A 25,390-nucleotide genomic window follows, 5' to 3' on the forward strand; every position below is an offset into this window, starting at 1 on the left:
GCAACGCGTGCCGTTACTTCGCCCGATACGCCGCCAGGAACATCCGCGTCGCGCTGTCGACGACTTCGCTCATGCGCTCTTCCGACGGTGCGGGTGCAGCCTGGAAGACGAAGGGCAGGAACAGCGAGGCCTTGCACAGTTCCATGAATTGCGACGCCGCCAAATCGCAATCGTCGATCGCGAGATCGCCGGAGGCGACCTGGGCCTTGAGATAGTCGGAGAGGCGGTTGATGGACTTGTCCAGCACCCGCGCATAGTAGCGGCGGCCGAGATCGGGCATGCGCTCGGCGATCGCCATCACGGTGCGGATCGCCGATCCGCCGCCGGGCCGGCACAGCAGACGGTTGTAGGCCCGGCCGAAATCCTTCAGCGTGGTTTCAACATCGCGTGCCGGATCGAAATTGAACGCGACCTGCCCGTGCTGGAGCGCCTCCTGCTCGAGGATGGCTTCGAACAGCGCGCATTTGTCCGCGAAGTAGACGTAAAGCGTCCCCTTCGAGACCTGCGCCGCGCGGGCGATCTCGCCCATGCTGGCACCATCAAACCCGAGATCCATGAACACCTTGCGGGCTCCGTCCAGGATCTGGCGGCGTTTGGAGCTGTCCTCCTCCTGGATGACGTGCAGATGTTCGCGGCCGGCTACAACCATTGGTTCAGGGTCTCGGCAAGTTTTTGCATCGGTCCAGGATCATGAAACCGAAATAAAGGATTCGGGCCAGTAGGGTCCAACCGGGAATATTATCTATATTGACCGAACCGTTCGGTCAATGATATTTGGGATAGGCGAGAGGGAACCGGCCGTACGGCGGTTGTCCCTCTTCGCGCTTTTTTTTTGGGGAGGCCTTCATGGCCGTAGTGAGAGACCAGGCTGCGCGCGTCCTTCGCCCGGACGCCGTGGAGACGCCGGCGCCCGCGGGTGGTGACGCTGCCACCGAGACGTCTGTGGCTCTCGCCGAGCAGTTGCGCTCTCATGTGGCTGAGGAAACCAAGCGCCGCCCCAGCGAGGCGCCGGAGACGCCCGTGACCGACAAGCCGGCCGCAGCCCCAGACGCGCCCGCCGCCGCCGGCGCGCCGAAGTCCGGCAAGCGCAAATTCGTGATGATGGGAGTAGGGCTGCTTCTGGCGCTCGCGGCCGCGAGCTATGCCGGCTATTACACGCTGGTCGGCCGCTTCTACGTCGCGACCGACGACGCCTATGTCCGCGCCAACAACACCATGCTGGGCGCGCGCGTTGCCGGCCACGTCTCCTCGATCCTCGCCGGCGACAACACGACGGTGCGCGCCGGCGACATCGTCTTTCGTATCGACGACGGCGACTACAAGATCGCGGTCGACGCCGCCGCGACCAGGATCGCGACCCAGCAGGCCACCATCGATCGCATCGGCCGCCAGGTCGCGGCGCTCGACAGCCAGGTCGCACAGGCCAAGGCGCAGCTCGTCTCCGCCGAAGCCGGCCTCAAGCGCGCCGACCTCGATTATGAGCGCCAGCAGGCGTTGAGCAACAAGGGTTTTGCCTCGCGCGCCACCTTCGAGAGCTCCGAAGCCGGACGCGACCAGGGCGCCGCCGCGGTCAAGGCTGCGCAGGCCGCCTACGATGTCGCGCTCAGCAATGTCGACGTCGCCAAGGCGCAGCAGGCCGAAGCGCAGGCGCAGCTCGCCGAGCTCAAGACCACGCTGGCCAAGGCCGAGCGCGATCTCGCCTTCACCGCGGTGCGCGCGCCGGTCGACGGCACGTTCTCGAACCGCCTCGTCAGTGCCGGCGACTTCGTCGCGGTGGGCCAGCGGCTCGGCAACGTCGTGCCGCTCGACAACGTCTATATCGACGCCAATTTCAAGGAGACCCAGCTCAAGCGCATCCGCCCCGGCCAGCCGGTGACGATCAAGGTCGACGCCTACGGCATGCGCAAGTTCTCCGGCGTCGTCGACAGCATCGCGGCGGGCGCGGGCTCGGTCTTCACGCTGCTGCCGCCTGACAACGCCACCGGCAACTTCACCAAGATCGTGCAGCGCGTGCCGGTCCGCATCCGCGTGCCGAAGTCGGTCGCGAAGCAAAACCTGCTCCGTGCCGGGATGTCGGTCACTGCGACGGTCGATACCAACAAGGGCGCGACCGACGCCGACAGCGAGGTCGATCTCGACGACGCCACCATGATCCATCCCCAGTAGGATTGCTGGCGATGGCGCTTGGCAGCACTCCAGCCCCGAACGACGCTGCGCTCCCTCTCCCGCCTGCGGGAGAGGGTTGGGGAGAGGGTGTCTCCGCAACGGGACAATCCCCAAGCGGAGAGAGCCCTCACCCGGCGCTCCGCGCCGACCTCTCCCGCAAGCGGGAGAGGTGCACCAACCCCGCGGCTTGCAGCGATCAGAGCTGACACCATGGCGAACGCCACGACCGCTTCACCTGCCATGATGGCGGACCCCGCTTCGGAGCGCATTGCGCCGAAGCGGCTGTTCGCTTTCGTCATCATGGTGTTCGGGATGTTCATGTCGATCCTGGACATCCAGATCGTCTCGGCGTCCCTGAGTGAAATCCAGGCCGGCCTGTCGGCAAGCTCCAGCGAGGTCTCCTGGGTCCAGACCGCCTATTTGATCGCCGAAGTGATCGCGATTCCGCTATCGGGATTTCTGTCGCGCGCCTTCGGCACGCGGCTGTTATTTGCGATCTCGGCGGCCGGCTTTACCGCATCGAGCCTGCTCTGCGGCTTCGCCACCACCATCGAGGAGATGATCCTCTGGCGCGCGCTGCAAGGTTTTCTCGGCGCCGGCATGATTCCGACGGTGTTCGCCTCGGCCTATACCGTTTTCCCACGCACCAAATTCCACATCGTCGGTCCGATCATCGGGCTCGTCGCGACGCTGGCGCCGACCATCGGACCGACCGTCGGCGGCTACATCACCGACCTGATGTCCTGGAACTGGTTGTTCTTCATCAACATCGTGCCCGGCATCGGCATCACCATCGGCGTGCTGGCGCTGGTCGATTTCGACGAGCCGCATTTCGAATTGCTCGATCGTTTCGACTGGTGGGGGCTGCTGTTCATGGCCGGCTTCCTGGGCACGCTGGAATACGTTCTGGAGGAGGGCCCGCAATATGAATGGATGCAGGACCCCTCGGTCGCGATCTGCGCCTGGATCTGCGGCATCTCGGCGATCGCCTTCTTCTGGCGCGTCTTCACCGCGGCCGAGCCGATCGTCAATCTACGCACCTTTTCCAATCGCAATTTCGCGATCGGCTGCGTCCTTCAGTTCTGCATCGGCATCGGCCTCTACGGCCTGACCTACATCTATCCGCGCTATCTCGCCGAAGTGCGCGGCTATAGTGCGCTGATGATCGGCGAGACCATGTTCGTCTCGGGAATCACCATGTTCATGGTCGCGCCGGTGGTCGGCCGCCTCATGGCAAAGTACGACATGCGCTACATGATCGCGTTCGGGCTCGTCGTGTTCGCGCTCGGCTCCTACCAGATGACCTGGATCACGCGCGACTACGATTTCTACGAGCTGTTGATTCCGCAGATCCTGCGCGGCATCGGCATGATGTTCGCGATGGTGCCGACCAACAACATCGCGCTCGGTACGCTTGCGCCGGACCGGGTGAAGAACGCCTCGGGCCTCTTCAACCTGATGCGCAATCTCGGCGGCGCCGTTGGTCTCGCCGTCATCAACACCGTGCTCAACGACCGCACCGACCTGCACATCACGCGCCTGCAGGAGCGCGTGACCTGGGGCAACGCGACCGCGACCGAAACCCTGACCATGTTCATGCAGAAGTTTCAGGGGCTCGGCGATTCCACGCTGATGGCGATGAAGCAGCTCAGCCAACTCGTGCATCGCCAGGCCGTGGTGATGAGCTTCGGCGATGCTTTCTTTATGCTGACGCTGTTCTATCTCGGCCTCACCCTGCTCGTCACACTGTTGAAGAGGCCGGCCTCGCCGTTCGGCGCCAGCGGCGACGCGCATTAAGCCAGCCCTTCATTCGGTATCATCGCCCGCGAAGGCAGGCGATCCAGTATTCCGAGAAGGCTGTGATGGAGCCGAGGCGTCGCGGCGTACTGGATGCCCGCCTTCGCGGGCATGACGGTGGAGATTGAGCCGGCGGCGACGCGGGCCAAGGCACCTCGCACCAATTTGCAACACTCGTGCGTGATCTCGCGCGAGCCCCGTTGCAAATCACCAATGACACATCTATAAAGCGCAGCTCATTCCATCGAACCGGGAGGATTTGCATGATTTCGTCGCATTCGCAGATCGCACGCCCGCGCTCGATGATGTTCTGGCTCGGTATGTGCTCGGCCTCCTAGAGGCCTCTTCCGCCAGCTTCGATTGGGCTTTCAGTCCCGATCGCTTCGCTTCCCAGATCAAAGCCAACTTTAAGTGACGCCGTCTCGGCCCTCGCGGCCGGCCTGCGTCCATCAATGGAGCCGGCCCGCGCCATAAGCGGCCGGATGATGCCATGACCGCTCTGTCAAAACGGCCCGCGGCGATACGCGTGGTGCTGCCATTCGTGTTCCGGCACTGGCTGAAGCAGCCGGGGCGTACCCTCATCGTCGCCGGCGGCTTGCTGGGTGCGACCATCGCCGACCTGTTCATGCCGGTCTTCTCCGGCCATCTGGTCGACGCCCTGACCCGCGGCCCGTCCGATCCCGCCGCACGGCACGCGGCGCTGATGGCCCTGGGCGGTATCGTGGCGCTGGGCGCGGCGTCCATGGTGCTGCGGCTGACCGGCCTCCAGGCCATCGTGCCGTTCTCGCTGAAGATCATGTCCGAGGTCGCGCAGGAAGCCTTCATGCGCGTGCAACGCTTCTCGACCGACTGGCACGCCAACTCCTTCGCGGGATCCACGGTGCGCAAGGTCACCCGCGGCATGTGGGCGCTCGACCTGTTGAACGACACCATCTTGATGGCGCTGGCGCCGTCGCTGCTGGTGCTGATCGGTTCGATGATCCTGCTCGGCCTGCACTGGGCCTCGCTTGGCGCGGTGATCGCGCTGGGCGCGCTGGCCTATGTCACGATGACGGTGCTGTTCTCGATGCGCTACATCGCGCCGGCCGCGCGAATCTCCAATGCCTGGGACACCAAGGTCGGCGGCACGCTTGCGGATGCGCTGACCTGCAACGCGGTGGTGAAGTCCTTCGGCGCGGAGGCGCGCGAGGATGCGCGGCTTGCCCGGGTCGTCAACCGCTGGCGCGTGCGCGTGCGGCGGACGTGGCTGCGCTACAACTACACCAATCTGGCGCAGCTCTCGGTGCTGCTGGCCTTGCGCGCCTCCGTGATCGGCGGTGCCGTGCTGCTGTGGATGTCGGGGCGGGCCTCGCCCGGCGACGTCACCTATGTGCTGACGAGCTACTATGTCATCCATGCCTATTTGCGCGACGTCGGAATGCACATCAACAACCTGCAGCGTTCGGTCAACGACATGGAAGAGCTGGTGGCGATCCACGACGAGCCGATCGGGATTGCGGACGCGCTGGACGCGCGGCCGATCGCGATCCAGCGCGGCGAGCTCGTGTTCGACGACGTCACCTTTCACTATGGCGGCCATCACGCGCCACTCTATGACGGATTGTCGGTCACGATCCGCGCCGGCGAACGCGTCGGTCTCGTCGGCCGCTCCGGCTCGGGCAAGACCACCTTCGTCAAGCTGGTGCAGCGGCTCTACGACGTCACCGGCGGCCGTGTTCTGATCGATGGGCAGGACATCGCCAAGGCCACGCAGCATTCGCTGCGCAGCCAGATCGCGATCGTGCAGCAGGACCCGATCCTGTTTCACCGCTCGCTCGCCGAGAACATCGCCTATGGCCGGCCCGGCGCCAGCCTGGAGGCGATCGAGCAGGCAGCACGGCTGGCCAACGCGCACGATTTCATCGTGCGCCTGCCCAAGGGCTACGGCACGCTGGTCGGCGAGCGCGGCGTCAAGCTCTCCGGCGGCGAGCGGCAGCGTGTGGCGCTGGCGCGCGCCTTCCTGGCGGACGCGCCGGTGCTGATCCTGGACGAAGCGACCTCGAGCCTCGATTCGGAATCCGAGGCGCTGATCCAGCAGGCGATGGAGCGGCTGATGCGAGGCCGGACCTCGATCGTGATCGCGCACCGGCTGTCGACGGTGAAGAGCCTCGATCGCATCCTGGTGTTCGACCGCGGCGAGATCGTCGAGCAAGGCACGCATGCCAGGCTCGCGTCCAAACCCGGCGGCATCTATCGCGGCCTGTTCGAGCGCCAGGTGGTGGAGCTCGGGCGCATCGCGGCGGCGGAGTGAGGAAGAGGAATGGCGCGTGGCATCGAGGCGAACTTCCTGACGCTGCGCCGCCAGAGGGTGGAATGAGATGAAAGACCTGACAGACGGCTCCATCGTCCGACACATCCTGGTCATGTCGCCACCGATCATGGCCGGCATGATCTCGATCATGATCTGCCAGCTGGTCGATCTGTATTTCGTTTCGGGATTGGGCGATGCCGCCGTTGCGGGTGTCGCCGCGGCCGGCAACGCCGGCTTTCTCGTCAACGCGTTGATGCAGGTGCTCGGTGTCGGCACGGTGGCGCTGATCGCGCATGCCGTGGGACGCAAGGATCGGCCGGACGCCAATCTGATCTTCAACCAGGCGGTCGCGCTGTCGGCGCTGTTCGGCGTGTTGACCCTGGTCGCGGGATCGGCGCTGTCGCGCCTCTATATGCGTTCGATCGCCGCGGACCAGGCCACGATCGAGGCGGGAACCACTTATCTGCTGTGGTTCATGCCGGCGCTCGCCCTGGAATTCGTCATGCAAGTGATTGCATCCGCGCTGCGCGCGACCGGCATCGTGCGCCCCGCCATGTTGGTGCGCGTCCTCGCGGTCGTCATCAACATCGCGCTGGCGCCGGTGCTGATCTCGGGCTGGGGCACCGGCTACGCGTTCGGCGTCGCCGGCGCGGGGCTGGCGAGCTCGATCGCGGTCGCCGTCGGCGCCCTGATGCTGTTTGCGTATTTCCGCAAGGTCGAGCGCTATGTCGCCTTCAATCCGGCGCAGTGGCGTCCGCAGCCGCGCCATCTGAAGCGCATCCTCAATGTCGGTCTGCCTGCCGGCGGCGAGTTTGCGATGATGTTCATCTTCATGGCGGTGGTCTATTTCGTGCTGCGCGATTTCGGCGCGGCGGCGCAGGCGGGGTTCGGGATAGGACAACGAGTCCTGGCCCTGATCCAGATGCCGGCGCTTGCGGTTGCGCTCGCCGCCGGGCCGATCGCCGGCCAGAACATGGGCGCCGGAAAAGGCGAGCGCGTGCGCGAAACCTTCGTCAAGGCGGCGCTGATCACCAGTGTCGTGATGATCGGCTTCATGTGCCTTGCGCAGTTGAAGCCGCAGTTCCTGCTCGCGGGGTTCTCGAACGACCGGGAGACCATGGAGATCGCTTTCCTGTTCCTGCGGATCATCTCGCTCAACATGGTGGCGCAGGGCCTGATCTTCACCTGCTCGAGCATGTTCCAGGGCCTCGGCAATACCAAGCCGGTGCTGTGGAGCTCGGCAACGCGCGTGTTCACCTATTCGCTGCCGGCGATCTGGCTGTCGACGCGGCCGGGCTTCCGGATGGAGTACGTCTGGTACTTGTCGATCGCGGCGACCACGCTGCAGGCGGCGCTGAGCTTGTGGCTGCTACGGCGCGAATTCAGCAAGCACCTGGTGGTGCTCCGGCACGAGGAGGCTCCAGCACAGGCTGCGCCCGAGCCCGCGGCGTCTCCTGCACGCGCGCCCGCGTAGCGATCGCTTGTCCCCGCCCCACGGCTCCGGCTAATTTGCGGCACCGTGGGGATGGCGGCTGCAAGGGGCCAAATGACCGAGGTGTCGAACGAGCAGCGGCCCAATTCCTGGCTCTCCGCGATCTGGGCGGCACGCTATCGCACGCCAGCCCGCTTCGTCGCGCTGATCGCGCTGCTCCTGCCGTGGACCACGACCGGGCTCACCTTTGCGCTCATACCCTGGCTGATCGCGTTCGCGTTCGCCGACCTCCGCGAATTTCCGCGTTCGCTGCTTCGGCCGGTCTGCCTGCTGCCGATTGCGCTGGTCGCGCTCGCCGCCATCGGCGCGCTCTGGTCGGATGCGCCGTGGCCTGATCGAATCCATGCGATCGGCCCGGCGGCGAAGCTGCTGGTGATTCCGCTTCTGATCTACCAGTTCGAGCACTGGCCGTTTGGCGGCTGGGTGTTTTCGGCGTTCCTGGTGTCCTGCACGGCGCTGATGCTCTATTCCTTCGCCGTCGCCGTCGATCCCGCACTGTCGCTGAAACTCTATCTGTCGCGCGGGCCTTACAAGGTCGAAAGCGGGATCGCTGTGCGCAATTATATCGACCAGAGCCAGGAGTTCGCACTCTGTGCGATCGCGCTGGCCTACCCGATCGTGTCGCTGCTGCGAGAGGGCCGTTACCGCATCGCGGCGCTGTTCGTGGCGCTCGCGATCGGCTTCCTCGCCAACATGATGTTCGTCGTGGTCTCGCGGACGGCGCTGGTGACGCTGCCGATCCTGATCGTGGTCTTCGCCCTCTTGCATCTGCGCCGCCGCACCGCGCTGCTCGCCGCGGGCGTGATGGGGATGTTGGCCGTGCTGCTGTGGACCGTCTCGCCGCATCTGCGCGCGACGCTCGCCAAGTTCAGCGGAGACTACGAAGTCAGCATCGTCGGCAACGACGTCAGCGGCATGGGGTCCCGACTGGAGTTCTGGCGCAAATCGCTGGCGTTCACCGCGGAAGCGCCGCTGCTTGGTCACGGCACCGGCGCGATCCGCGGCCTGTTCGAGCGCGCGGCTGCCGGCGAGAGCGGGGTTCGGGCGGAAATCGTCGGTGATCCCCACAACCAGACGCTCAATGTCGCCGTGCAATGGGGAGCGCTGGGCGTGGTGGTCCTCTACGCGCTCTGGTTCGCGCATCTCTCGCTGTTTCGCGGAGAGGGTCTGGCCTGCTGGGTCGGCCTCCTGGTCGTGGTGCAGAACATGCTGTCCTCGCTGCTCAATTCGCATCTGTTCGATTTCGCCGAGGGCTGGATCTACGTGCTTGGCGTCGGAATTGCCGGCGGCACGGCGCTCGCCGCGAAGACGATACGGAGTTAGTGCGTGCCCAAACTGTTCCAGACGAGGCCGAGGCCCGACAGGAACAAGAGACCGAGCACGACATCGCCGAAATGCTTGTCGCTCAGCGCGTGATAGACGCGCGCGCCGGCCCATGCGCCGATCAGCGTGCCCGGAAATGCGATCACCGCGAGCCAGACCACCTTGAACGCGACGAGGCCCGAGGCGGTCTGCAACACCAAAGCGGCGGCGAGCACGGTGAAATTGAAAAGCTGGAAGATGCCGCGCCGCTCGTGCTTGTTCCAGCCGCGGATGTTCGCCCACAGGATCGGCAGCGGCCCGGACAGTCCGGCAAGGCCACCCAATATGCCGCCAGCAAAACCGATCGCGCCGTCGGCAATGCGGCCGCCGAAGGTGAGGGCGAGCGGCTGCTTGTTGAGATAGAGAGCGGTCGAAAACACCAGGATCAGCACGCCGACGCTCAGTTTGAACACTTTTGGATCGGCGGAGGCGACCAGCATGGTGCCCAGCGGCACGCCGATCAGTCCTCCAATCAGGAACGGCCAGACCAGCGCGAGATCGAAACTTTTCCACATCGACGGCAGCGTCGAGCTCTGCGCGATCACCGAGCAGATCAGCACCAGGGGCACCGCGAGCGAGGGCGGCAGTACATAGAGCCAGATGCCGAGTGCCATCAGCGCCGTGCCGAAACCGGCAAGGCCCGAGACGAAGCCCCCGGCCAGTGCGCCGAGCAGCAGCAGCGCGTAGGTGAGCATTTCCAACAGATTGTCCCTGTCGCCTGGGCGATCCCGAACTGTTGATCGCCATTGCTCGCATAGCACAGCTGTGGCCGTGCAGGTCAATTTCAAAACCGTACGCAAGCGTGATCCTCAGCAGCGCTGCGGTCGATCGGCCAGTCTCCCGAATGAGACTATGGAGAAGGATGATGACCCGCACGAAGATTGCCGTCGCGCCGAGCGAAGCCTATGCGGCCTATCCGTCCCCCGTCGCACCAATCGTGCGCTCGCGGCATCGCCGTCAGCATCGATAGGTATTTGCTAGACGATCTGTCTGGTGTCGGCGGGCCTGTGCAGCGCGCTCACGAGGATGCGCAGCGCTTCCGTCAATTCCGCCCTGTTGCGCGCCGCGCCAAGCGAGACGCGTGCCGCATGCGGCAGCGTTCCGTCGACGTCGAAGGCCTCGCCGGCGACGACTGCCAGTCCATTCCGCAGCAGATGCGCCGCGACGTCGGCACGGCCCTCCGGCAGCCGCAGCCAAAGATGGTGAGCGGCGGGCTTGGCCTGGAACTCAAAGCCTTTCAGCGCCCGTTGCGCGAGCTGCTGGCGGCCGATCGCCTCGCTCCTGATGGCGGTGATGATGCGGTCGGCGATGCCGGTCTCGATCCAATGCGTCACCAACGCGACCATCAGCGGCGCCGGCATCTGCACCGTTGCCTGCAAAGAGTTGCGCATCTCCCGCTGCGAGCTGCTGTCCGGCGTGACCAGATAGGCAACCCGCAGCGCGGGCGCGATACATTTCGACAGCGTGGTCGCGAGATAAGTCCGATCCGGAATGAGATTGGCGATCGGCGATGCCGACCGATCGAGCAGCCCGTAGGCGTCGTCCTCGATCAGAATCGTATCGGCATCGTTGATGATCTTGGCGATGGCGCTGCGGCGCTCGGGGAGCAGCGTCGCTGTGGTCGGATTGTGCAGCGTCGGAATGAGATAGACCGCCTTCGGCTTATGCGTGCGGCAAGCCTTCGCCAGCGCGTCGGGCAGGATGCCGCCGTCATCCATGGCGACGCCGACGAGCTTGACGCCGAGCCGCGCGGCGGCGGCCCTGATGCCGGGAAAGGTGAGGGCTTCCGTCAGCACGACGTCACCTGGACGCGCAAGATGTGCGAGCAGATTGAACAGAATCGTCTGCGCGCCGGGAAAGATCACGAGCCTGTCGGCATGCGCATGTGGCACGCGTGCGCGCATCCATCGCGCCGCGACCTCGCGCTCGTGTGCGCTGCCGCCGGGCGGCTGGTAGTTGAGATGCGCCGTCAGGCCCGATTGCGCGCGGATGGCTTCCATCCCGGCGATGATGCGCTCGTCGAGCTGCGCTTCGAGTGGCTGCGGCGGCACGTTCATCGAGAGGTCGATCGCGACGGGATGCGGCAGATCGACCGCGCGGCGCGCGCTGGTCTCCGACACGAACGAGCCCTGGCCGACCCGGGCTTCCATGATGCCGCGGCGCCGCGCCTCGGTGTAGGCGCGGGTCACCGTGGTGAGGTCGATGCCGAGCGCCTTTGCCAGCGCCCGCTGCGTCGGCAGTTGCTGCCCGCGGACCAGCCGGCCGGCGGCGATATCGGCCTCCATGGCCTCGACGATTCGCTGATAGCGCGGCCCGCTCAGCTCCGAGATTGTAGGGGTCCAATCCATGCAATTAGCGCCCATATCCTTTGAATGTATGGATGCAAGATATTATTGTATGGATCGTAGAAAAGGAAGAGGTGGGGTCATGGCGACCGGTTCAGTCTCTCTGGCAAAAGCGATGTGGCGCGGATTTCGGGGCAAGTGCCCGAACTGCGGCGAAGGGCATGCATTCGGCCGTTTCCTGAAGGTGGCGGATACCTGCGACCATTGCGGCGAGGAGCTGTTCCACCAGCGCGCCGACGATTTTCCGGCCTATCTCGTGATGGTCGTTGTCGGCCATCTCGTGGTCCCTGCGATCCTCGCGATCGAAACCGCCTATGCGCCGGCCGTTTGGCTGCAACTGGCGGTGTGGTTGCCGGTGACCTTGTTCGCTTCGCTCGCGCTGCTGCAGCCGACCAAGGGTGCCATCGTCGGGCTGCAATGGCAGATCGGCATGCACGGTTTTGAGCCGGGCAAGCTGCGGCGCGAAGCTGGTCAGGGTGCACCCGTTTTCGTGAAGGTGAACACGCGCGCGGCTTAAGGAGCCATAGCGTTTACATCGCGGGGTCGTCCGCTACACTCCATCGTACAAACAAGAATGATGGAAACGCCGATGGCCGCACGCTCAAAAACCTTCCTGCTCTGTCACGGCGCGTGGTCCGGCGGATGGGCCTGGAAGAAGATGCATCCGCTGATGGCGCAGGCCGGCCATCGTCTGATTGCGCCGACCTATACCGGGCTCGGCGAGCGCGCGCATCTGGCCAGTCCCGCGATCGATCTCGACACGCACATCCAGGACATTCTCAACGTCATCAGGTTTGAGGACCTCGAGGACATCGTGCTGCTCGGCCATAGCTATGGCGGCATGGTCGCCACCGGCGTCGCCGATCGCGCGCGCGAGCGGGTGACGCAATTGATCTATCTCGACGCCTTCGTGCCGCGTGACGGCCAGTCGCTATTCGATCTCAATGAGGGCGGGCGCGAGCCGATGCGCAAGGCAGCAAGCTCTGGCGACGGCTACCGCATCCCGCCGAACCCGCCGCCGCCGGATACGCCGCAGGCCGATCTCGACTGGCTCAACGCCCGCCGGATCAACATGCCGATCAAATGTTTCGAGACGAAGCTGAAGCTCGAACATGGCGAGCCGGCGATGCCGCGCAGCTACATCTATTGCACGCGCATTCCGCCGGGCGACGTGTTCGGGCAGTTCGCCCGGCGCACCAAGAGCGAGGATGGCTGGCGCACTTTCGATCTCGACGCCAGTCACGCGCCGAACGTGACAGCGCCGGAGGCGCTGATGGCGGTGTTGGAGAAGATCGTCGGCTAACTCACAGTGGTCATTCCGGGGCGTGCGCAGCACGAGCCCGGAATCCATTCCTCTACAGACTCTGTGGCTTGATGGATTCCGGGTTCTCGCTTCGCGAGCCCCGGAATGACGGCGCCAAATGGTGAGGGGCTCGATGCGGTCAGCATAGAGCCCCTCGTTGCAAGATATCAGCCGGCCTGTAAGCCGGGTTCTGTAGGGCACCGTCCGCTTGCGCGAACGATACGTGACGGCCATTCCTCTGGGACCATGTTTGCACATGGCCTCGAGCAACCTACCCGGACGGCGGGCCTGACATCGCCCCGCGGCGTTATCGCTTTCGCGAACAGCCCGCTATGCCGTCCCTATTCGGTTTTGCTCCCGGTGGGGTTTACCATGCCGGCTCCGTTGCCGCAGCCGCGGTGCGCTCTTACCGCACCTTTTCACCCTTACCCGTCTACGCAGCTGACGCTGCTACGACGTGGCAAGCCTTGCGGGCCTGCCTGCCGAAGCCCCGAAGGGGCGAAGGCGGGCGGTTCGTTCTCTGTGGCACTTTCCCTGGGGTCGCCCCCGCCGGACGTTATCCGGCACCGTATGTCAAGGGAGCCCGGACTTTCCTCCCCGGCGGCCTTTCGGCACTTGCCGGAGCGGCCGTCCGGCCGACTGACGGCTTACGCATGGAGCATTTGTGTCGGTTCTGCAAGCCGTTATCGCCGTGCACGGTTCGCCCGAAATAATTTATCCTGAAGATGTCGTTGGAAGCGTGTCCCGTTCGACTGGTTGTCGGTGATCCCAAGTGCAACAGGAGTTAAGCGATGCAGTATTTGCTGATGATCTACCAGAACGAAGCCGAGTACGCGAATATGCGTCCGGCCGCCGGCCAACAGATGACGGCGGAATATCAGACGTTCACGCAAGGCATCATCCAGAGCGGCAATTTCAAGGCTGGCGACCGTTTGCAGCCGACCACGACCGCGACGACGGTCCGCGTGCGCGATGGCAAGACGCTGACGACCGATGGCCCGTTTGCCGAAACGCGCGAGCAGCTCGGCGGCTATTACCTCGTGGAGGCCAAGGATCTCGACACTGCGATCGAGATCGCGTCGCGGATTCCGTCGGCGCGCATCGGCTCGATCGAGGTGCGGCCGATCTGGGTCTACGACAAGTGATGGCGCAGCCGCACATCGTCACATGACACTGTCCGAGATCGACAAGATCTTCCGCGACGAGGCGGGGCGGGCGCTGGCCACGCTGATCCGCCTCGTCGGCGATTTCGATCTCGCCGAGGACGCGCTTCAGGACGCCTTTGCGGCGGCACTGGAGCGCTGGCCGGCGTGCGAGTTTCCCGACAACCCGCGCGCTTGGCTGGTCAATGTCGCCAAGCACAAGGCGATCGACCGCATCAGGCGCCAGGCCGTCTTCCGCGGCAAGGAACAGGCGCTCGTGCACGAGCTCGAGCTGAACGCGCAAGCGCCCAATGAGCCGCCGGCGATGCTCGACGACGACATGCTGCGGCTGATCTTCACCTGCTGCCATCCTGCATTTGCGCCCGAAGTCCAGGTCGCGCTGACGCTGCGCACCGTCTGCGGGCTCTCCACGGCGCAGGTCGCGCGCGCGTTCCTCGTCACTGAGGAGGCAATGGGGCAGCGCCTCGTCCGCGCCAAGCAGAAGATCAGGCTCGCCGGCATTCCCTATGAGGTCCCCGAGCGCGGCACGCTGGTGCCGCGGCTCGACGGTGTGCTTGCCGTGATCTATCTGGTCTTCACCGAAGGCTATGTGGCGACGTCGGGTGCGGATTTGATGCGGCCCGATCTTGCGGCCGAGGCCATCCGGCTTGGCCGCTTGCTCGACCGGCTGCTACCCGATCGCGCGGGGATCAAGGGCCTGCTGGCGCTGATTCTGCTGCACGATGCGCGCCGCGCAGGGCGCCAGACCGCCGCGGGCGACATCGTGCTGCTGGAAGAGCAGGATCGCTCGCGGTGGGACCGTGCACAGATCGAGGAAGGTCTGCGTCTGGTGGACGACGCACTGCGCGTGCCCGGCCCGCCACAGCCCTATGGAGTACAAGCTGCGATCGCTGCGTTGCATGCGCGTGCGCCGAGCTATGAGCAGACAGACTGGCCGCAGATTGCCGGGCTCTATGAAGTGCTGCTGCGGATCAATCCGTCACCGGTGATCGAGCTGAATCACGCAGCGGCAATGTCGATGGTCGATGGTCCCGCACGCGCGCTCGATCTCGTGGATGCGATTACGGCGCGGGGCGGGCTTCATGGCTACGAGCTGTTGCCGGCGGTGCGGGCGGATTTGTTGCGGCGGCTCGGCCGGAAGGAGGAGGCGCGCGAGGCCTATCGCGCGGCGACGGAGGCGACGCAGCTCGAGCCGCTGCAACGACTTTATGCGCGAAGGATGAGGGAGATGAACTGAATTCCGTCATGGCCGGACTTGTCCCGGCCATCCACGTTCTTCCTGTGCGACAAAGACGTGGATGCCCGGGACAAGCCCGGGCATGACGGAGCAAGACGTTCTCGAAGACGTCAACTATTTCGACGCGACCGCCGTTCCCTCCGCCGGCAAGCTTCCCAACAGCGCCTGCAAGGTCGACAGCGTCGAGTGATCCGCGACCCCATCCAGTCGCGCCGGGCGGAAATGGCGCTGGAACGCGGTCACGACTTCCATGGTTGCGGCGTCGTATTTGCCGGTGAGGGGAACGCCGTAGCCGTATCTGGCGAGCGCCTGCTGCAGGCTCAGCACCTCGTCGCTGATGGTGCCGAGCATCAGGCTCTCGCCGCGCACCACCGGCGCGGGCGTGACCCAGTGGCCGACACCGGAATTGGCGAGCGAATGCCACGGAAATTTTTCGCCGGGATCTTTCTTGCGCGCGGGCGCCACGTCGGAATGGCCGAGCACCCGGTGCGCGGGCACCTTGCGGCGGAGCATGATGCCGCGGCACAGCGCGATCACGGCGGCGATCTGGCGCAGCGGAAACTCCGGATAGCCCCAATCGTGGCCGCGATTGACGATCTCGATCCCGATCGAGCAGGAGTTGATGTCGTCCTCGCCGGACCAGGACGAGACGCCGGCATGCCAGGCGCGCCTGGCCTCCGGCACGCATTGCACGATGCGGCCGTCTTCCAGCACGACGTAATGTGCCGACACCTCGGTACCCGCGGAGCAGAGCCGCGCCAGCGCACCTTCGACGTCGGGCATGCCGGTGTAATGCAGCACGATCATATCGGGCTGCCGGCCCTTGTTGCGGTCGCCATGGTTCGGTGAGGGGATGATGTCGGAGACGATCGAGGAATCCGGCTCGAACGTCCGCATGTTCGCGGCGGCCTTGGGAACCGGGAGAACACGTTGACGCTTCGAATCAGATCCAGACGGCGTGGACGAACCGGACGACATAAACAGCTCGAGACAGAGAGAGTGTGTGGGCCAAGCCCTTCTCTTTACTATTCCTTTACCCTCGATCGTGCGCAATCGGGCGACGGGGTTAACGGATGCATTTTGGCGCATGTGTGTGGATGAAGCATCACCGCCGCGTCAGCTTTTCGACTTGTCGCGAGCCGATCAACGCTTTCTTAACGCTAAGGGCCGTTACTGAGAGATGAAGAGCCGACCCGCGTCCGGAGGCGGCCAAAGCGTATTTTGGCTCGAAATCCCATGGCTGCCCGACAAGTTCCAAGGGGAATACTGGGTTGGTGGCCCGGGACGACCGGGCACGGTAACCATGTTGGACGGGGGTTGGGTCGTGGAACCGCCGCGACGCGGAATCATTCGAGGCGCTATGAGCTTGTTCGTCCCCGATCTCACTTGGGAGTCCGGCGGGGCGATTGGCAGGCCTGGCGCATGAGTTCGGCTCCGCACATCCCCGTTCTTGGCCGTGAGGCCATCGACCACCTCGCCCCGCGCGAAGGCGGCCTATACATCGACGCGACCTTTGGCGCCGGCGGCTACAGCCGCGCGATTCTTGACGTGCCGGGAACCCGGGTGATTGCCATCGATCGCGATCGCACTGCGATCGAGGGCGGCGCCGCGCTGGTCGAACGCTCGGCGGGCCGGCTGACGCTCGTTGAAGATCGCTTCTCCAACCTCGCCGAAATCTGCGCGGCTCAACGCGTCGATGACGTCGCCGGCGTCGTGATGGATGTCGGGGTGTCCTCGATGCAGCTCGACCAGGCCGGCCGCGGCTTCTCGTTCCGCCTCGATGGTCCGCTCGACATGCGGATGGGGCAGGCAGGCCCGACTGCGGCCGATGTCGTGGCGCGCGCATCGGAAGGCGATCTCGCCGACATCATCTATCTCCTCGGCGAAGAGCGGCAGTCGCGTCGCATCGCCCGCGCCATCGTCGCGGACCGTCAGGAGACGCCGTTCACCACCACGCGCGCGCTCGCCGATCTCGTCGGCAGGGTGGTTCGTTCCAAGCCTGGGGATATTCACCCGGCGACGCGGACGTTCCAGGCCCTGCGCATCTTCGTCAACGAAGAGCTCGAGGAACTCCAGAACGCACTCATCGCTGCCGAGCGTGTGCTCAAGCCCGGTGGTCGCCTCGTGGTCGTCTCGTTCCATTCGCTGGAAGATCGCATCGTCAAGAATTTTCTCGCCGAGCGTAGCAAGACGGGTGGCGGCTCACGCCATCTGCCGGAAGTGTCTCAGGCGGTGCCGAGCTTTCAGCTGCTGACGCGGCGGCCGGTGATTGCAGGCGAAAACGAAGTCGCGCATAACCCGCGCGCGCGGTCGGCAAAACTGCGCGCCGGCGAGCGCACCTCGGCGCCCGCGCATGACGATCGCGAGCAATCGTCCTGGCCAAAACTCTCCGACGTCATGAGAGGTGGCTAGCGCATGCGCTTCATCCACCTCCTCGTCATCGGCGCGCTGATCTTCGCGGCGGCCTATGTCTATAGGATCAAGATGGACTCCACGGCGCGCACCGAAAAGGTGCTGCGGCTGCATGCGGAGATCCGCGAGCAGCGCGATGCGATCGCGGCGCTGCGCTCCGAATGGGCCAAGCTCGATGCGCCCCAGCGCCTGCAAGGCCTGTCCGATCGGCATCTGCAGCTCAAGCCGGTCAACGGCACGCAATATGATTCACTGAAGAATTTGCCCGAGCGTCCGCCGCGCATGTTCAGGCCGGGCGAGCCGGATCCGATCGGCGCCATGCTCAACACCATCGAAGCCGCCAGCGATCCCGATAATGTGACGGGCTCCGTGCCTCAGCCCGAGGACAAGCCATGAGTGCTGTGACCCCGGCCAAACCGGCAGAAAAGCCGACCGAGCCTTGGCGGCAGCGGCTGATCCGCAGCCTGCTGTACGGGCGCAACGTCGATCGCGCGGCCAAGGCGCGGGCGCGTGTCGGCCTGGCGATGCTCGCCTTCGGCGCGGTTTACGCCCTGATCGGCGGCCGGCTCGTGATGTTCGCGATCGGCGCCGACGCGCACGGCGCGCGCCGCGCCGCGGCGCAGGAGGTGGTCGCGACCGCGCGGCCCGACATCGTCGATCGCAATGGTGCGATCCTCGCGACCGACGTCAAGGCGTCGAGCCTGTTCGGCGAGCCGCGCCGCATCATCGACAAGGACGAGGCGATCGAGCTTCTGACCGCCACTGTGCCCGACCTCGACGAGGCCGAGGTGCGCGAGCGCCTGAAGACGCGCAAGGGATTCGTCTGGCTCAAGCGCGAGATTACGGCGAAGCAACAGCAGGACATCCACAAGCTCGGCATTCCCGGCATCGGCTTCCTACGCGAGAACAAGCGCGTCTATCCGACCGGCAACGAGGTCGCCCACGTCATCGGTCTGGTCAACATCGACAACCAGGGCATCGCCGGCATGGAGAAGTGGCTCGACAATCAGGGGCTCGCCGATCTCCATCGCGCGGGCTTTGCCACCGACCGGCTGCAAAAACCGATCGAGCTCTCGGTCGATCTGCGCGTCGAGCACGCACTGCGTGACGAGCTGCTGAAGGCCAAGGAGAAATACCACACCAAGGCCGCCTCCGGCATCGTCTCCAACGTCAAGACCGGCGAGATCGTGGCGATGGTCTCCCTTCCGGACTTCGATCCCAACAGTCCGAAGGAGGCGCACGACCCCGACCGCATCAATCGCCTGACCACCGGCGTCTACGAAATGGGATCGACCTTCAAGGCATTCACGCTGGCGATGGCGCTGGATTCCGGCAAGATCAATTTGAACTCGTCGTGGGATGCACGCGGAAACCTGCACTACGGCAAGTTCACCATTCACGACAGCCACGCGCTTGGACGCTTCATCAACACCAAGGAAGTGTTCACCTATTCGTCCAATATCGGTGCGGCGCGGATCGCGCTCAGCCAGGGCGTCGAGGCCCACAAGGCGTTCCTTGCCAAGATGGGACAGTTGACGCGGCTGCGCACCGAGCTGCCGGAGAGCGCGGCTCCCCTGGTGCCGCGACGCTGGGGCGAGCTGAACACGGTGACCATCGCGTTCGGCCAGGGCATGTCGGTGGCGCCGCTCCAGGCGGTGATGGGCATCAACGCGCTGGTGAACGGCGGCTATCTGATTCCGCCAACCTTCATGAAACGGACCGAATCCGAAGCGGCGGCGATGGCCAAGCGCGTCATCAAGACGGAGACCAGCGACAAGATGCGGTTCCTGATGCGGCTCAATGCCGAAATCGGCACCGCCAAGACCGCTGACGTCAAGGGTTACTATGTCGGCGGCAAGACCGGCACGTCCGAGAAAGTCATCAACGGCCGCTATGCCAAAAAGCGCGTGCTCAACTCCTTCACCGCGATCATGCCGTGCGATGATCCAAAATATCAGATCCTGATCATGCTGGACGAGCCCCAGGCGATTCCCGAAACGAAGGGTTTCATCACCTCGGGCTGGAACGCGGTGCCGACCGGCGGCAAGGTGATCGAGCGGATCGCGCCGCTTTTGGGCGTCGAACCGCGGTTCGATCTGCCGCCGTCCGAGCGCCTTATTCTTGCAGCATCCAGGACAACCCAGTAATCAAGCGGGTGGGCCGTTGCCGCTGCTGAGTCGGGATTTCCCTGGAGATTCGGCGATCCGGTCCGGCATGTCGACTGGAAGACCATGAAGCTGCGCGACCTCCTCGATCAGGACGTTCAGGGCAATGACGCCGCAATCGAGCCCGCCGTCGCGGCGCTCGACGTGACCGGCGTTGCCCTCGACAGCCGCGCGGTCAAGCCGGGTCATCTCTTTTTCGCACTTGCGGGCAGCAAGACCGACGGTGCGCGCTTCATCGATGCCGCGATTGCCGCGGGCGCGGTGGCGGTCGTCGGCGAGCATGCGCCTGATGGCTGCAAGGTGCCGTTCATCTCAGTCGCCAATCCGCGCCGCGCGCTGGCGCTGGCCGCGGCAAGATTCTATCCCGCGCAGCCCGCGACAATTGCGGCGGTGACCGGCACCAGCGGCAAGACCTCGGTCGCCGCATTCACCCGGCAGATCTGGGAACGGCTCGGGCACGCCTCCGCCAGTATCGGAACCATCGGCCTGGTCTCGCCCAAGCGTACCGTCTACGGCTCGCTGACGACGCCCGATCCGATCGCACTGCACCGGCAGTTGGACGAGATCGCCCGCGAGGGCGTCACGCACCTCGCCTTCGAGGCCTCCTCGCACGGGCTCGATCAGTATCGCCTCGACGGCGTGCGCGTGTCGGCCGGCGGCTTCACCAATCTCTCGCGCGACCACATGGATTACCACCCGACCGTTGCGCATTATCTCGCGGCCAAGCTCAGGCTGTTCCGCGAGCTTGTCCCTCCGGGGGGCGCGGCCGTGATCTCCGCCGATCATGATTGCTCGGCGGAGGCAATCAGTGCGGCGAATTCGCGCGGCTTGCGCGTGATGGCGGTCGGTCGCAACGGGGACGGATCAGGCGAGGGCATTCGTCTCGCCGGTGCGGAGGTCGAAGGGTTTTCGCAAGTGCTCGCGCTCGAACATCGCGGCAAGCGGTATGCGATCCGGCTGCCGCTGGTCGGCGAATTCCAGATCGAGAATGCGCTGGTGTCGGCCGGTCTCGCCATCGGCACCGGCAGCGACGCCAGAAACGTGTTCGCGAGCCTCGAAGGTCTCGAAGGGGCCAAGGGCCGCTTGGAGCGCGTCGGCGAGCGCAACGGTGCGCCGATCTTCGTCGACTACGCGCACAAGCCCGATGCGCTGGCCAAGGCGCTGCAGGCGCTGCGTCCCTACGCCAGGCGCAGGCTGGTCGTCGTGTTCGGCGCCGGCGGCGACCGCGATGCCGGCAAACGTCCGATCATGGGCGAGATCGCGGCCGGCAACGCCGACGGCGTCATCGTCACCGACGACAATCCGCGCAGCGAGAAGCCGGAATCCATCCGCGCCGAAATCCTCGCCGCCGCCAAGGGCGCCCGCGAAATCGGCGACCGGGCCGCGGCGATCCGCACCGCGATCGCGGAATTGGAAGATGGCGATGCGCTGCTCATCGCCGGCAAGGGGCACGAGATCGGGCAGATCGTCGGCGCAGAGGTTTTGCCCTTCAGTGATCACGAGGCGGTCGCCGCCGCACTAGCGTCGAGGATTGCATGAGCGCGCCCATATGGACGGTGGCCGAAGTGGCGCGCGCGCTGGGCGCCGCCGGATCGTTCCCGGACACGCCGATCGACTTCGTCACCCAGGACAGCCGGCTGGTGAAGCCGGGCAGCCTGTTCGTGGCGCTGAGCGGCACCCCGAGCGGCGGCTTCATCTCGGCCTTCGCCAGCGCGCGCGACGGCTGGGAGTTCGCGGACAAGGCCGAAGCTTCCGGCGCGGTCGCGATGATCGTGCCGCACGAGATCGCGGGCGTCCGCATTCCGCAGATCGTCGTCAAGGACACGCTGATCGACGGGCTCTGGGGTCTTGCGCGCGCGGCACGTGCGCGCTTCAGCGGACCGGTGATCGGGCTCACCGGCAGCGCCGGCAAAACCAGCACCAAGGAATTCCTCGCGGCCTACCCCAATGCCTATGCCAGCCCGTCGAGCTTCAACAATTTCTGGGGCGTGCCGCTGACGCTGTGCAATGCGCGCCCCGATGCCAGTCTCTGGGTCGTCGAGATGGGCATGAACCAGGCCGGCGAAATTGCGCGGCTCAGCGAACTGACGCGGCCGACGGTCGCGCTCGTCGTCAACGTCCAGCCGGTGCATCTGGAGAAGCTCGGCTCGCTCGAAGCCATCCGCCGCGAGAAGGTGTCGATCGCACTCGGCCTGCCCGCGGAAGGTGTGCTGGTGCTGCCCGCCGGGATCAAGGCGCCGGACTGGAAGGGCAAGGTCATCCGCTTTGGCGACAAAGCCGAGGTGCACGAGGTCGCGCACGCGCCGCATGGCGACAGCTGGCAGGTGGTGGCCGCGCTCGGCAAGAAGGAGATCGCGTTCAGCCTGACGCCGGGCGCGCCGCACCGCGTCCAGAATGCGCTCGCCGCGCTTGCATCGATCCGTGCGGCCAACCTCGATGCGGCCACGCTTGCGATCAAGCTCGACCGGGTCGGCATCATGACCGGCCGTGGCGTCGAGCAGGCGGTCGGCGGCGTCACCGTGATCGACGACAGCTTCAACGGCAATCCCGCCAGCGTGGCTGCCGCGCTGCAAAGCCTGCAGGCGCGCAACACGACCGGCGGCCGCCGCATTGCGGTACTCGGCGACATGCTGGAGCTCGGCGACGGCGCGCCGGCCTATCACACCGACCTCGCCAGGCATCTCGACGGCATCGACGCCGTCTATTGCGTCGGGCCCCTGATGCGTCACCTGTTCGAGGTGCTTCCAGCCGGCAAGGGCCTCGGCTGGCACGACGACCCCGTTACGCTGAAGCCGGGCGAGGTCGCAAATCTGCTGAGGGCAGGCGATGTCGTGGTTGTCAAGGGCAGCAAGAAGATGTTCTGGGTCAACAAGTTTGTGCCGGGCCTAGTGGCCGCCTTGCAGGCAAGGGCGTAAACTGCTTGGAAGGCGCTGTTCCCGAATCCCACCCTTTCCGGCGCGAAGTCGTTCGTTTTCTTTAGAGATCGCCCGACCCCATGATGAAGACCAGCGAATGCGCGTGAGGCAGGTTGACAAGGCCAAGATCAAGGCGCGTGCAAAGGCGCCATAGGACCGTCTGAATGTTTTACTGGTTGATCGAGCTCTCCAACACATTTCCGGGCTTCGGTGCCGTTCGCACCTTCCTGAACGTCTTCCGTTACATCACCTTCCGCACCGGCGGCGCCGTCGTCACCGGCGCGCTGTTCGTGTTCCTGTTCGGGCCCTGGATCATCGACCATCTGCGCATCCGCCAAGGCAAGGGCCAGCCGATCCGGGCCGATGGTCCGCAATCGCACCTCGCCAAGAAAGGCACGCCCACCATGGGCGGCCTGATGATCCTGTCCGGCCTCACGGTCGGCACGGTGCTGTGGGCCAATCCGCTTAACCCTTACGTCTGGATCGTGCTGGCGGTGACGCTCGGTTTCGGCTTCGTCGGCTTCTATGACGATTATCTCAAGGTGACCAAGCAGACCACGACCGGCTTCGGCAGCAAGCTCCGCCTGCTGATCGAGGCGGCGATCGCGCTTGTGGCCTGCTACGCGCTGGTGCGGCTGAACCGCGATCCCGCGTCGACCGCGCTGACGATTCCTTTCCTGAAGGACACCGTGCTGCATTTCGGCTGGTTCTTCGTCGTGTTCGGCGCCTTCGTCATCGTCGGCGCCGGCAACGCGGTGAACCTCACCGACGGTCTCGACGGCCTTGCCATCGTGCCCGTGATGATCGCGACCGCGAGCTTTGCGATGATCGCCTATCTCGCCGGCAACGCGGTGTTCGCCGATTATCTCCAGATCAAATATGTCGCCGGCACCGGCGAGCTCGCCGTGCTCTGCGGCGCGCTGCTGGGCGCCGGTCTCGGCTTCCTCTGGTTCAACGCGCCGCCGGCCTCGATCTTCATGGGCGACACCGGCTCGCTCGCGCTCGGCGGCATGCTGGGTGCGATCGCGGTCGCGGTGAAGCATGAGATCGTGCTCGCGGTGATCGGCGGCCTGTTCGTGCTGGAGGCGGTCTCCGTCATCGTGCAGGTGGTGTCGTTCAAGATGACGGGAAAACGCATCTTCCGGATGGCGCCGATCCATCACCATTTCGAGCAGCTCGGCTGGACCGAGCCGCAGATCGTGATCCGGTTCTGGATCATCTCGGTGATGCTGGCGCTCGCCGGCTTGTCGACGCTGAAGCTGCGGTGACCGCTCGATGATCCCGGTCACGTCCTTTGCCGGCAAGACGGTCGCGGTGTTCGGCCTCGGCGGTTCGGGGCTCGCCTCCTGTCACGCGTTGAAGGCGGGCGGCGCCGAGGTGATCGCAGGCGATGACAGCGCCGACAACGTCGCCAAGGCCGCGCAAGCGGGCTTCATCACGGCTGATCTACGCAACGTCTCCTGGGCGAATTTCGCCGCGCTGGTGCTCGCGCCCGGTGTGCCGCTGACCCACCCGGTGCCGCATTGGAGCGTGCTGAAGGCGCGCGAGGCAGCTATCGAGGTGATCGGCGACATCGAGCTGTTCTGCCGCGAACGGCGCCGCCACGCACCGGATGCGCCGTTCGTCGCCATCACCGGCACGAATGGTAAATCGACGACGACGGCGCTGATCGCGCATCTGACCAAGGTCGCCGGCTACGACACCCAGATGGGGGGCAATATCGGCACCGCGATCCTGTCGCTGGAGCCGCCGGGCATGGGTCGCGTCCACGTCATCGAGATGTCGTCCTACCAGATCGACCTCACGCCCTCGCTCGACCCCTCCGTCGGCATTCTGCTCAATGTCAGCGAGGACCACATCGATCGGCACGGCACCATCGCGCATTACGCCGCGGTGAAGGAGCGTCTCGTTGCGGGTGTGCAGGCCGGCGGCACCGCCATCGTCGGCGTCGACGACGGTTTTTGCCGCGATATCGCCGACCGGCTCGATCGCGCCGGCAAGAATGTGGTGCGGATCTCGGTCAGGAATCCGCTGGCCAGCGGCATTCATGTCGAGCATGGCAATATCGTGCGCAATTCGGGTGGCGCGCGCAGTGAAATCGCGGCACTCGGGGGCATCGGTTCTCTGCGCGGCCTGCACAACGCGCAGAATGCGGCCTGTGCCGCCGCCGCCGCACTCGCGATGGGCATCGATCTCGATGTCTTGCAGAGCGGCCTGCGCAGCTTTCCCGGCCTTGCCCATCGCATGGAGCAGGTCGGCCGCCGCGGCAACGTGCTGTTCGTCAACGACTCCAAGGGCACCAATGCCGACGCCACCGCGCATGCGCTGTCGTCCTTTTCTGACATCTTCTGGATCGCGGGCGGCAAGCCGAAGGCCGGCGGAATCACCGGCCTCACCGGCTACTTCCCGCGCATCCGAAAGGCCTATTTGATCGGCGAGGCCGCGCAGGAGTTTGCCGGCACGCTCGGCACGCAAGTGCCGCACGAGATCAGCCAGACCCTCGACGTCGCGGTCGAGCAAGCCGCGCGCGATGCGGAGGCGTCGGGCATCACTGACGCGGTCGTCCTGCTGTCACCCGCCTGCGCCTCCTTCGACCAGTATCGCAACTTCGAAATCCGCGGCACCAGGTTCCGCGAGCTGGTGCAGGCGCTGCCGGGCGTGAAGCCGGTGGTGTAGCGAGTTTCTCGTGTCCCGGACGCGCGTAGCGCGAGCTGGAACCCAGAAGTGACAATGGGCCCCGGCT

Annotated in this window: 20 protein-coding genes and 1 other RNA gene; 16 read left to right on the forward strand and 5 right to left on the reverse strand. The window is 65.3% G+C overall.

All coding sequences use genetic code 11. The features are described from left to right. Positions 1–13 precede the first annotated feature (13 nt). Positions 14–649 carry a TetR/AcrR family transcriptional regulator gene (locus tag AC0L2F_RS26635; protein ID WP_063995213.1) on the reverse strand — a complete coding sequence of 212 codons (636 nt, stop codon included), beginning with the start codon at positions 647–649 and terminating at the stop codon, positions 14–16. A gap of 197 nt (positions 650–846) precedes the next feature. Here AC0L2F_RS26635 and AC0L2F_RS26640 point away from each other — a divergent pair, with 197 nt between their 5' ends. The 5 genes from AC0L2F_RS26640 to AC0L2F_RS26660 all read left to right on the forward strand — a co-directional run bounded on the left by AC0L2F_RS26640 (position 847) and on the right by AC0L2F_RS26660 (position 9,068). Beyond that, entirely contained in the window at positions 847–2,166 is a 1,320-nt protein-coding gene (locus AC0L2F_RS26640) for an HlyD family secretion protein (protein WP_473250422.1), read from the forward strand. Positions 2,167–2,376: 210 nt separating this feature from the next. Next, positions 2,377–3,963 (forward strand): DHA2 family efflux MFS transporter permease subunit, encoded by a 1,587-nt coding sequence (locus AC0L2F_RS26645; protein ID WP_473250423.1) that lies wholly within the window; start codon positions 2,377–2,379, stop codon positions 3,961–3,963. Between the two features lie 490 nt (positions 3,964–4,453). After that, complete coding sequence (locus AC0L2F_RS26650; protein WP_473250424.1) at positions 4,454–6,253, forward strand: ABC transporter ATP-binding protein; 1,800 nt, start codon at positions 4,454–4,456, stop codon at positions 6,251–6,253. A gap of 67 nt (positions 6,254–6,320) precedes the next feature. Further along, a complete protein-coding gene (locus tag AC0L2F_RS26655) occupies positions 6,321–7,727 on the forward strand; it encodes an MATE family efflux transporter (RefSeq protein WP_473250425.1) in 1,407 nt (468 codons plus the stop codon). A gap of 72 nt (positions 7,728–7,799) precedes the next feature. Continuing rightward, positions 7,800–9,068, forward strand: a complete 1,269-nt coding sequence (locus tag AC0L2F_RS26660) for an O-antigen ligase family protein (protein WP_473250426.1) — start codon at positions 7,800–7,802, stop codon at positions 9,066–9,068. On the opposite strand, the gene AC0L2F_RS26665 is transcribed toward AC0L2F_RS26660, so the two are convergent. Further along, complete coding sequence (locus tag AC0L2F_RS26665) at positions 9,065–9,808, reverse strand: sulfite exporter TauE/SafE family protein (protein WP_035974350.1); 744 nt, start codon at positions 9,806–9,808, stop codon at positions 9,065–9,067. The genes AC0L2F_RS26660 and AC0L2F_RS26665 overlap by 4 nt on opposite strands. Before the next feature lie 276 nt (positions 9,809–10,084). After that, complete coding sequence (locus AC0L2F_RS26670; protein WP_473250427.1) at positions 10,085–11,455, reverse strand: aminotransferase-like domain-containing protein; 1,371 nt, start codon at positions 11,453–11,455, stop codon at positions 10,085–10,087. 49 nt (positions 11,456–11,504) lie between these two features. On the opposite strand from AC0L2F_RS26670, the gene AC0L2F_RS26675 reads away from it, so the two are divergent. Together AC0L2F_RS26675 and AC0L2F_RS26680 are read left to right on the forward strand one after the other, a co-directional pair. After that, positions 11,505–11,969: a DUF983 domain-containing protein gene (locus AC0L2F_RS26675; RefSeq protein WP_473250428.1), complete on the forward strand. Its 465-nt coding sequence runs from the start codon at positions 11,505–11,507 to the stop codon at positions 11,967–11,969. 72 nt (positions 11,970–12,041) lie between these two features. Continuing rightward, entirely contained in the window at positions 12,042–12,755 is a 714-nt protein-coding gene (locus AC0L2F_RS26680) for an alpha/beta fold hydrolase (protein ID WP_473250429.1), read from the forward strand. 163 nt (positions 12,756–12,918) lie between these two features. On the opposite strand, the gene rnpB is transcribed toward AC0L2F_RS26680, so the two are convergent. Continuing rightward, positions 12,919–13,398: RNase P RNA component class A (rnpB, locus tag AC0L2F_RS26685), an RNA gene on the reverse strand. 148 nt (positions 13,399–13,546) lie between these two features. On the opposite strand from rnpB, the gene AC0L2F_RS26690 reads away from it, so the two are divergent. Together AC0L2F_RS26690 and AC0L2F_RS26695 are read left to right on the forward strand one after the other, a co-directional pair. Further along, positions 13,547–13,900 carry a YciI family protein gene (locus AC0L2F_RS26690; RefSeq protein WP_007600836.1) on the forward strand — a complete coding sequence of 118 codons (354 nt, stop codon included), beginning with the start codon at positions 13,547–13,549 and terminating at the stop codon, positions 13,898–13,900. Between the two features lie 22 nt (positions 13,901–13,922). Next, positions 13,923–15,155: an RNA polymerase sigma factor gene (locus AC0L2F_RS26695; RefSeq protein WP_473250430.1), complete on the forward strand. Its 1,233-nt coding sequence runs from the start codon at positions 13,923–13,925 to the stop codon at positions 15,153–15,155. Positions 15,156–15,269: 114 nt separating this feature from the next. Here the strand turns inward: AC0L2F_RS26695 and AC0L2F_RS26700 are convergent, their stop codons facing one another. Beyond that, positions 15,270–16,052, reverse strand: coding sequence for an N-acetylmuramoyl-L-alanine amidase (locus AC0L2F_RS26700; RefSeq protein WP_035974348.1), 783 nt, complete (start codon positions 16,050–16,052; stop codon positions 15,270–15,272). A 525-nt stretch (positions 16,053–16,577) separates the two neighbouring features. Here AC0L2F_RS26700 and rsmH point away from each other — a divergent pair. The 7 genes from rsmH (at position 16,578) to murD (ending at position 25,323) form a co-directional block, all read left to right on the forward strand. Then, on the forward strand, positions 16,578–17,567 hold the full coding sequence (gene rsmH, locus AC0L2F_RS26705; protein ID WP_473250431.1) for a 16S rRNA (cytosine(1402)-N(4))-methyltransferase RsmH: 990 nt from the start codon (positions 16,578–16,580) through the stop codon (positions 17,565–17,567). Positions 17,568–17,570: 3 nt separating this feature from the next. Beyond that, entirely contained in the window at positions 17,571–17,963 is a 393-nt protein-coding gene (gene ftsL, locus AC0L2F_RS26710) for a cell division protein FtsL (protein WP_007613549.1), read from the forward strand. Next, the gene (locus AC0L2F_RS26715; RefSeq protein ID WP_007613547.1) at positions 17,960–19,714 is read left to right on the forward strand and encodes a peptidoglycan D,D-transpeptidase FtsI family protein; all 1,755 of its coding nucleotides are present in this window, start codon (positions 17,960–17,962) and stop codon (positions 19,712–19,714) included. Before ftsL ends, AC0L2F_RS26715 begins: the two co-directional genes overlap by 4 nt. Positions 19,715–19,798: 84 nt before the next feature. Then, a complete protein-coding gene (locus AC0L2F_RS26720) occupies positions 19,799–21,271 on the forward strand; it encodes a UDP-N-acetylmuramoyl-L-alanyl-D-glutamate--2,6-diaminopimelate ligase (RefSeq protein WP_473250432.1) in 1,473 nt (490 codons plus the stop codon). Continuing rightward, positions 21,268–22,647, forward strand: a complete 1,380-nt coding sequence (locus AC0L2F_RS26725; RefSeq protein WP_473250433.1) for a UDP-N-acetylmuramoyl-tripeptide--D-alanyl-D-alanine ligase — start codon at positions 21,268–21,270, stop codon at positions 22,645–22,647. Before AC0L2F_RS26720 ends, AC0L2F_RS26725 begins: the two co-directional genes overlap by 4 nt. A gap of 164 nt (positions 22,648–22,811) precedes the next feature. Next, positions 22,812–23,915: a phospho-N-acetylmuramoyl-pentapeptide-transferase gene (gene mraY, locus AC0L2F_RS26730; protein WP_007600847.1), complete on the forward strand. Its 1,104-nt coding sequence runs from the start codon at positions 22,812–22,814 to the stop codon at positions 23,913–23,915. Between the two features lie 7 nt (positions 23,916–23,922). Continuing rightward, the gene (gene murD, locus AC0L2F_RS26735) at positions 23,923–25,323 is read left to right on the forward strand and encodes a UDP-N-acetylmuramoyl-L-alanine--D-glutamate ligase (protein WP_473250434.1); all 1,401 of its coding nucleotides are present in this window, start codon (positions 23,923–23,925) and stop codon (positions 25,321–25,323) included. Positions 25,324–25,390: the final 67 nt, after the last annotated feature.

The sequence above is a fragment of the Bradyrhizobium sp. Ken64 genome (assembly GCF_055807555.1).

Excerpts from the sequence above, each read along its gene's own strand:
- AC0L2F_RS26675 (WP_473250428.1), top strand. The coding sequence starts at position 11,505 with ATGGATCGTAGAAAAGGAAGAGGTGGGGTCATGGCGACCGGTTCAGTC.
- AC0L2F_RS26645 (WP_473250423.1), top strand. The coding sequence starts at position 2,377 with ATGGCGAACGCCACGACCGCTTCACCTGCCATGATGGCGGACCCCGCT.
- mraY (WP_007600847.1), top strand. The coding sequence starts at position 22,812 with ATGTTTTACTGGTTGATCGAGCTCTCCAACACATTTCCGGGCTTCGGT.
- AC0L2F_RS26680 (WP_473250429.1), top strand. The coding sequence starts at position 12,042 with ATGGCCGCACGCTCAAAAACCTTCCTGCTCTGTCACGGCGCGTGGTCC.
- rsmH (WP_473250431.1), top strand. The coding sequence starts at position 16,578 with ATGAGTTCGGCTCCGCACATCCCCGTTCTTGGCCGTGAGGCCATCGAC.
- AC0L2F_RS26725 (WP_473250433.1), top strand. The coding sequence starts at position 21,268 with ATGAGCGCGCCCATATGGACGGTGGCCGAAGTGGCGCGCGCGCTGGGC.
- AC0L2F_RS26640 (WP_473250422.1), top strand. The coding sequence starts at position 847 with ATGGCCGTAGTGAGAGACCAGGCTGCGCGCGTCCTTCGCCCGGACGCC.
- AC0L2F_RS26695 (WP_473250430.1), top strand. The coding sequence starts at position 13,923 with ATGACACTGTCCGAGATCGACAAGATCTTCCGCGACGAGGCGGGGCGG.
- AC0L2F_RS26650 (WP_473250424.1), top strand. The coding sequence starts at position 4,454 with ATGACCGCTCTGTCAAAACGGCCCGCGGCGATACGCGTGGTGCTGCCA.
- AC0L2F_RS26635 (WP_063995213.1), bottom strand. The coding sequence starts at position 649 with ATGGTTGTAGCCGGCCGCGAACATCTGCACGTCATCCAGGAGGAGGAC.
- AC0L2F_RS26700 (WP_035974348.1), bottom strand. The coding sequence starts at position 16,052 with ATGCGGACGTTCGAGCCGGATTCCTCGATCGTCTCCGACATCATCCCC.
- AC0L2F_RS26670 (WP_473250427.1), bottom strand. The coding sequence starts at position 11,455 with ATGGATTGGACCCCTACAATCTCGGAGCTGAGCGGGCCGCGCTATCAG.
- AC0L2F_RS26690 (WP_007600836.1), top strand. The coding sequence starts at position 13,547 with ATGCAGTATTTGCTGATGATCTACCAGAACGAAGCCGAGTACGCGAAT.
- AC0L2F_RS26715 (WP_007613547.1), top strand. The coding sequence starts at position 17,960 with ATGAGTGCTGTGACCCCGGCCAAACCGGCAGAAAAGCCGACCGAGCCT.
- ftsL (WP_007613549.1), top strand. The coding sequence starts at position 17,571 with ATGCGCTTCATCCACCTCCTCGTCATCGGCGCGCTGATCTTCGCGGCG.
- AC0L2F_RS26655 (WP_473250425.1), top strand. The coding sequence starts at position 6,321 with ATGAAAGACCTGACAGACGGCTCCATCGTCCGACACATCCTGGTCATG.
- AC0L2F_RS26660 (WP_473250426.1), top strand. The coding sequence starts at position 7,800 with ATGACCGAGGTGTCGAACGAGCAGCGGCCCAATTCCTGGCTCTCCGCG.
- murD (WP_473250434.1), top strand. The coding sequence starts at position 23,923 with ATGATCCCGGTCACGTCCTTTGCCGGCAAGACGGTCGCGGTGTTCGGC.
- AC0L2F_RS26720 (WP_473250432.1), top strand. The coding sequence starts at position 19,799 with ATGAAGCTGCGCGACCTCCTCGATCAGGACGTTCAGGGCAATGACGCC.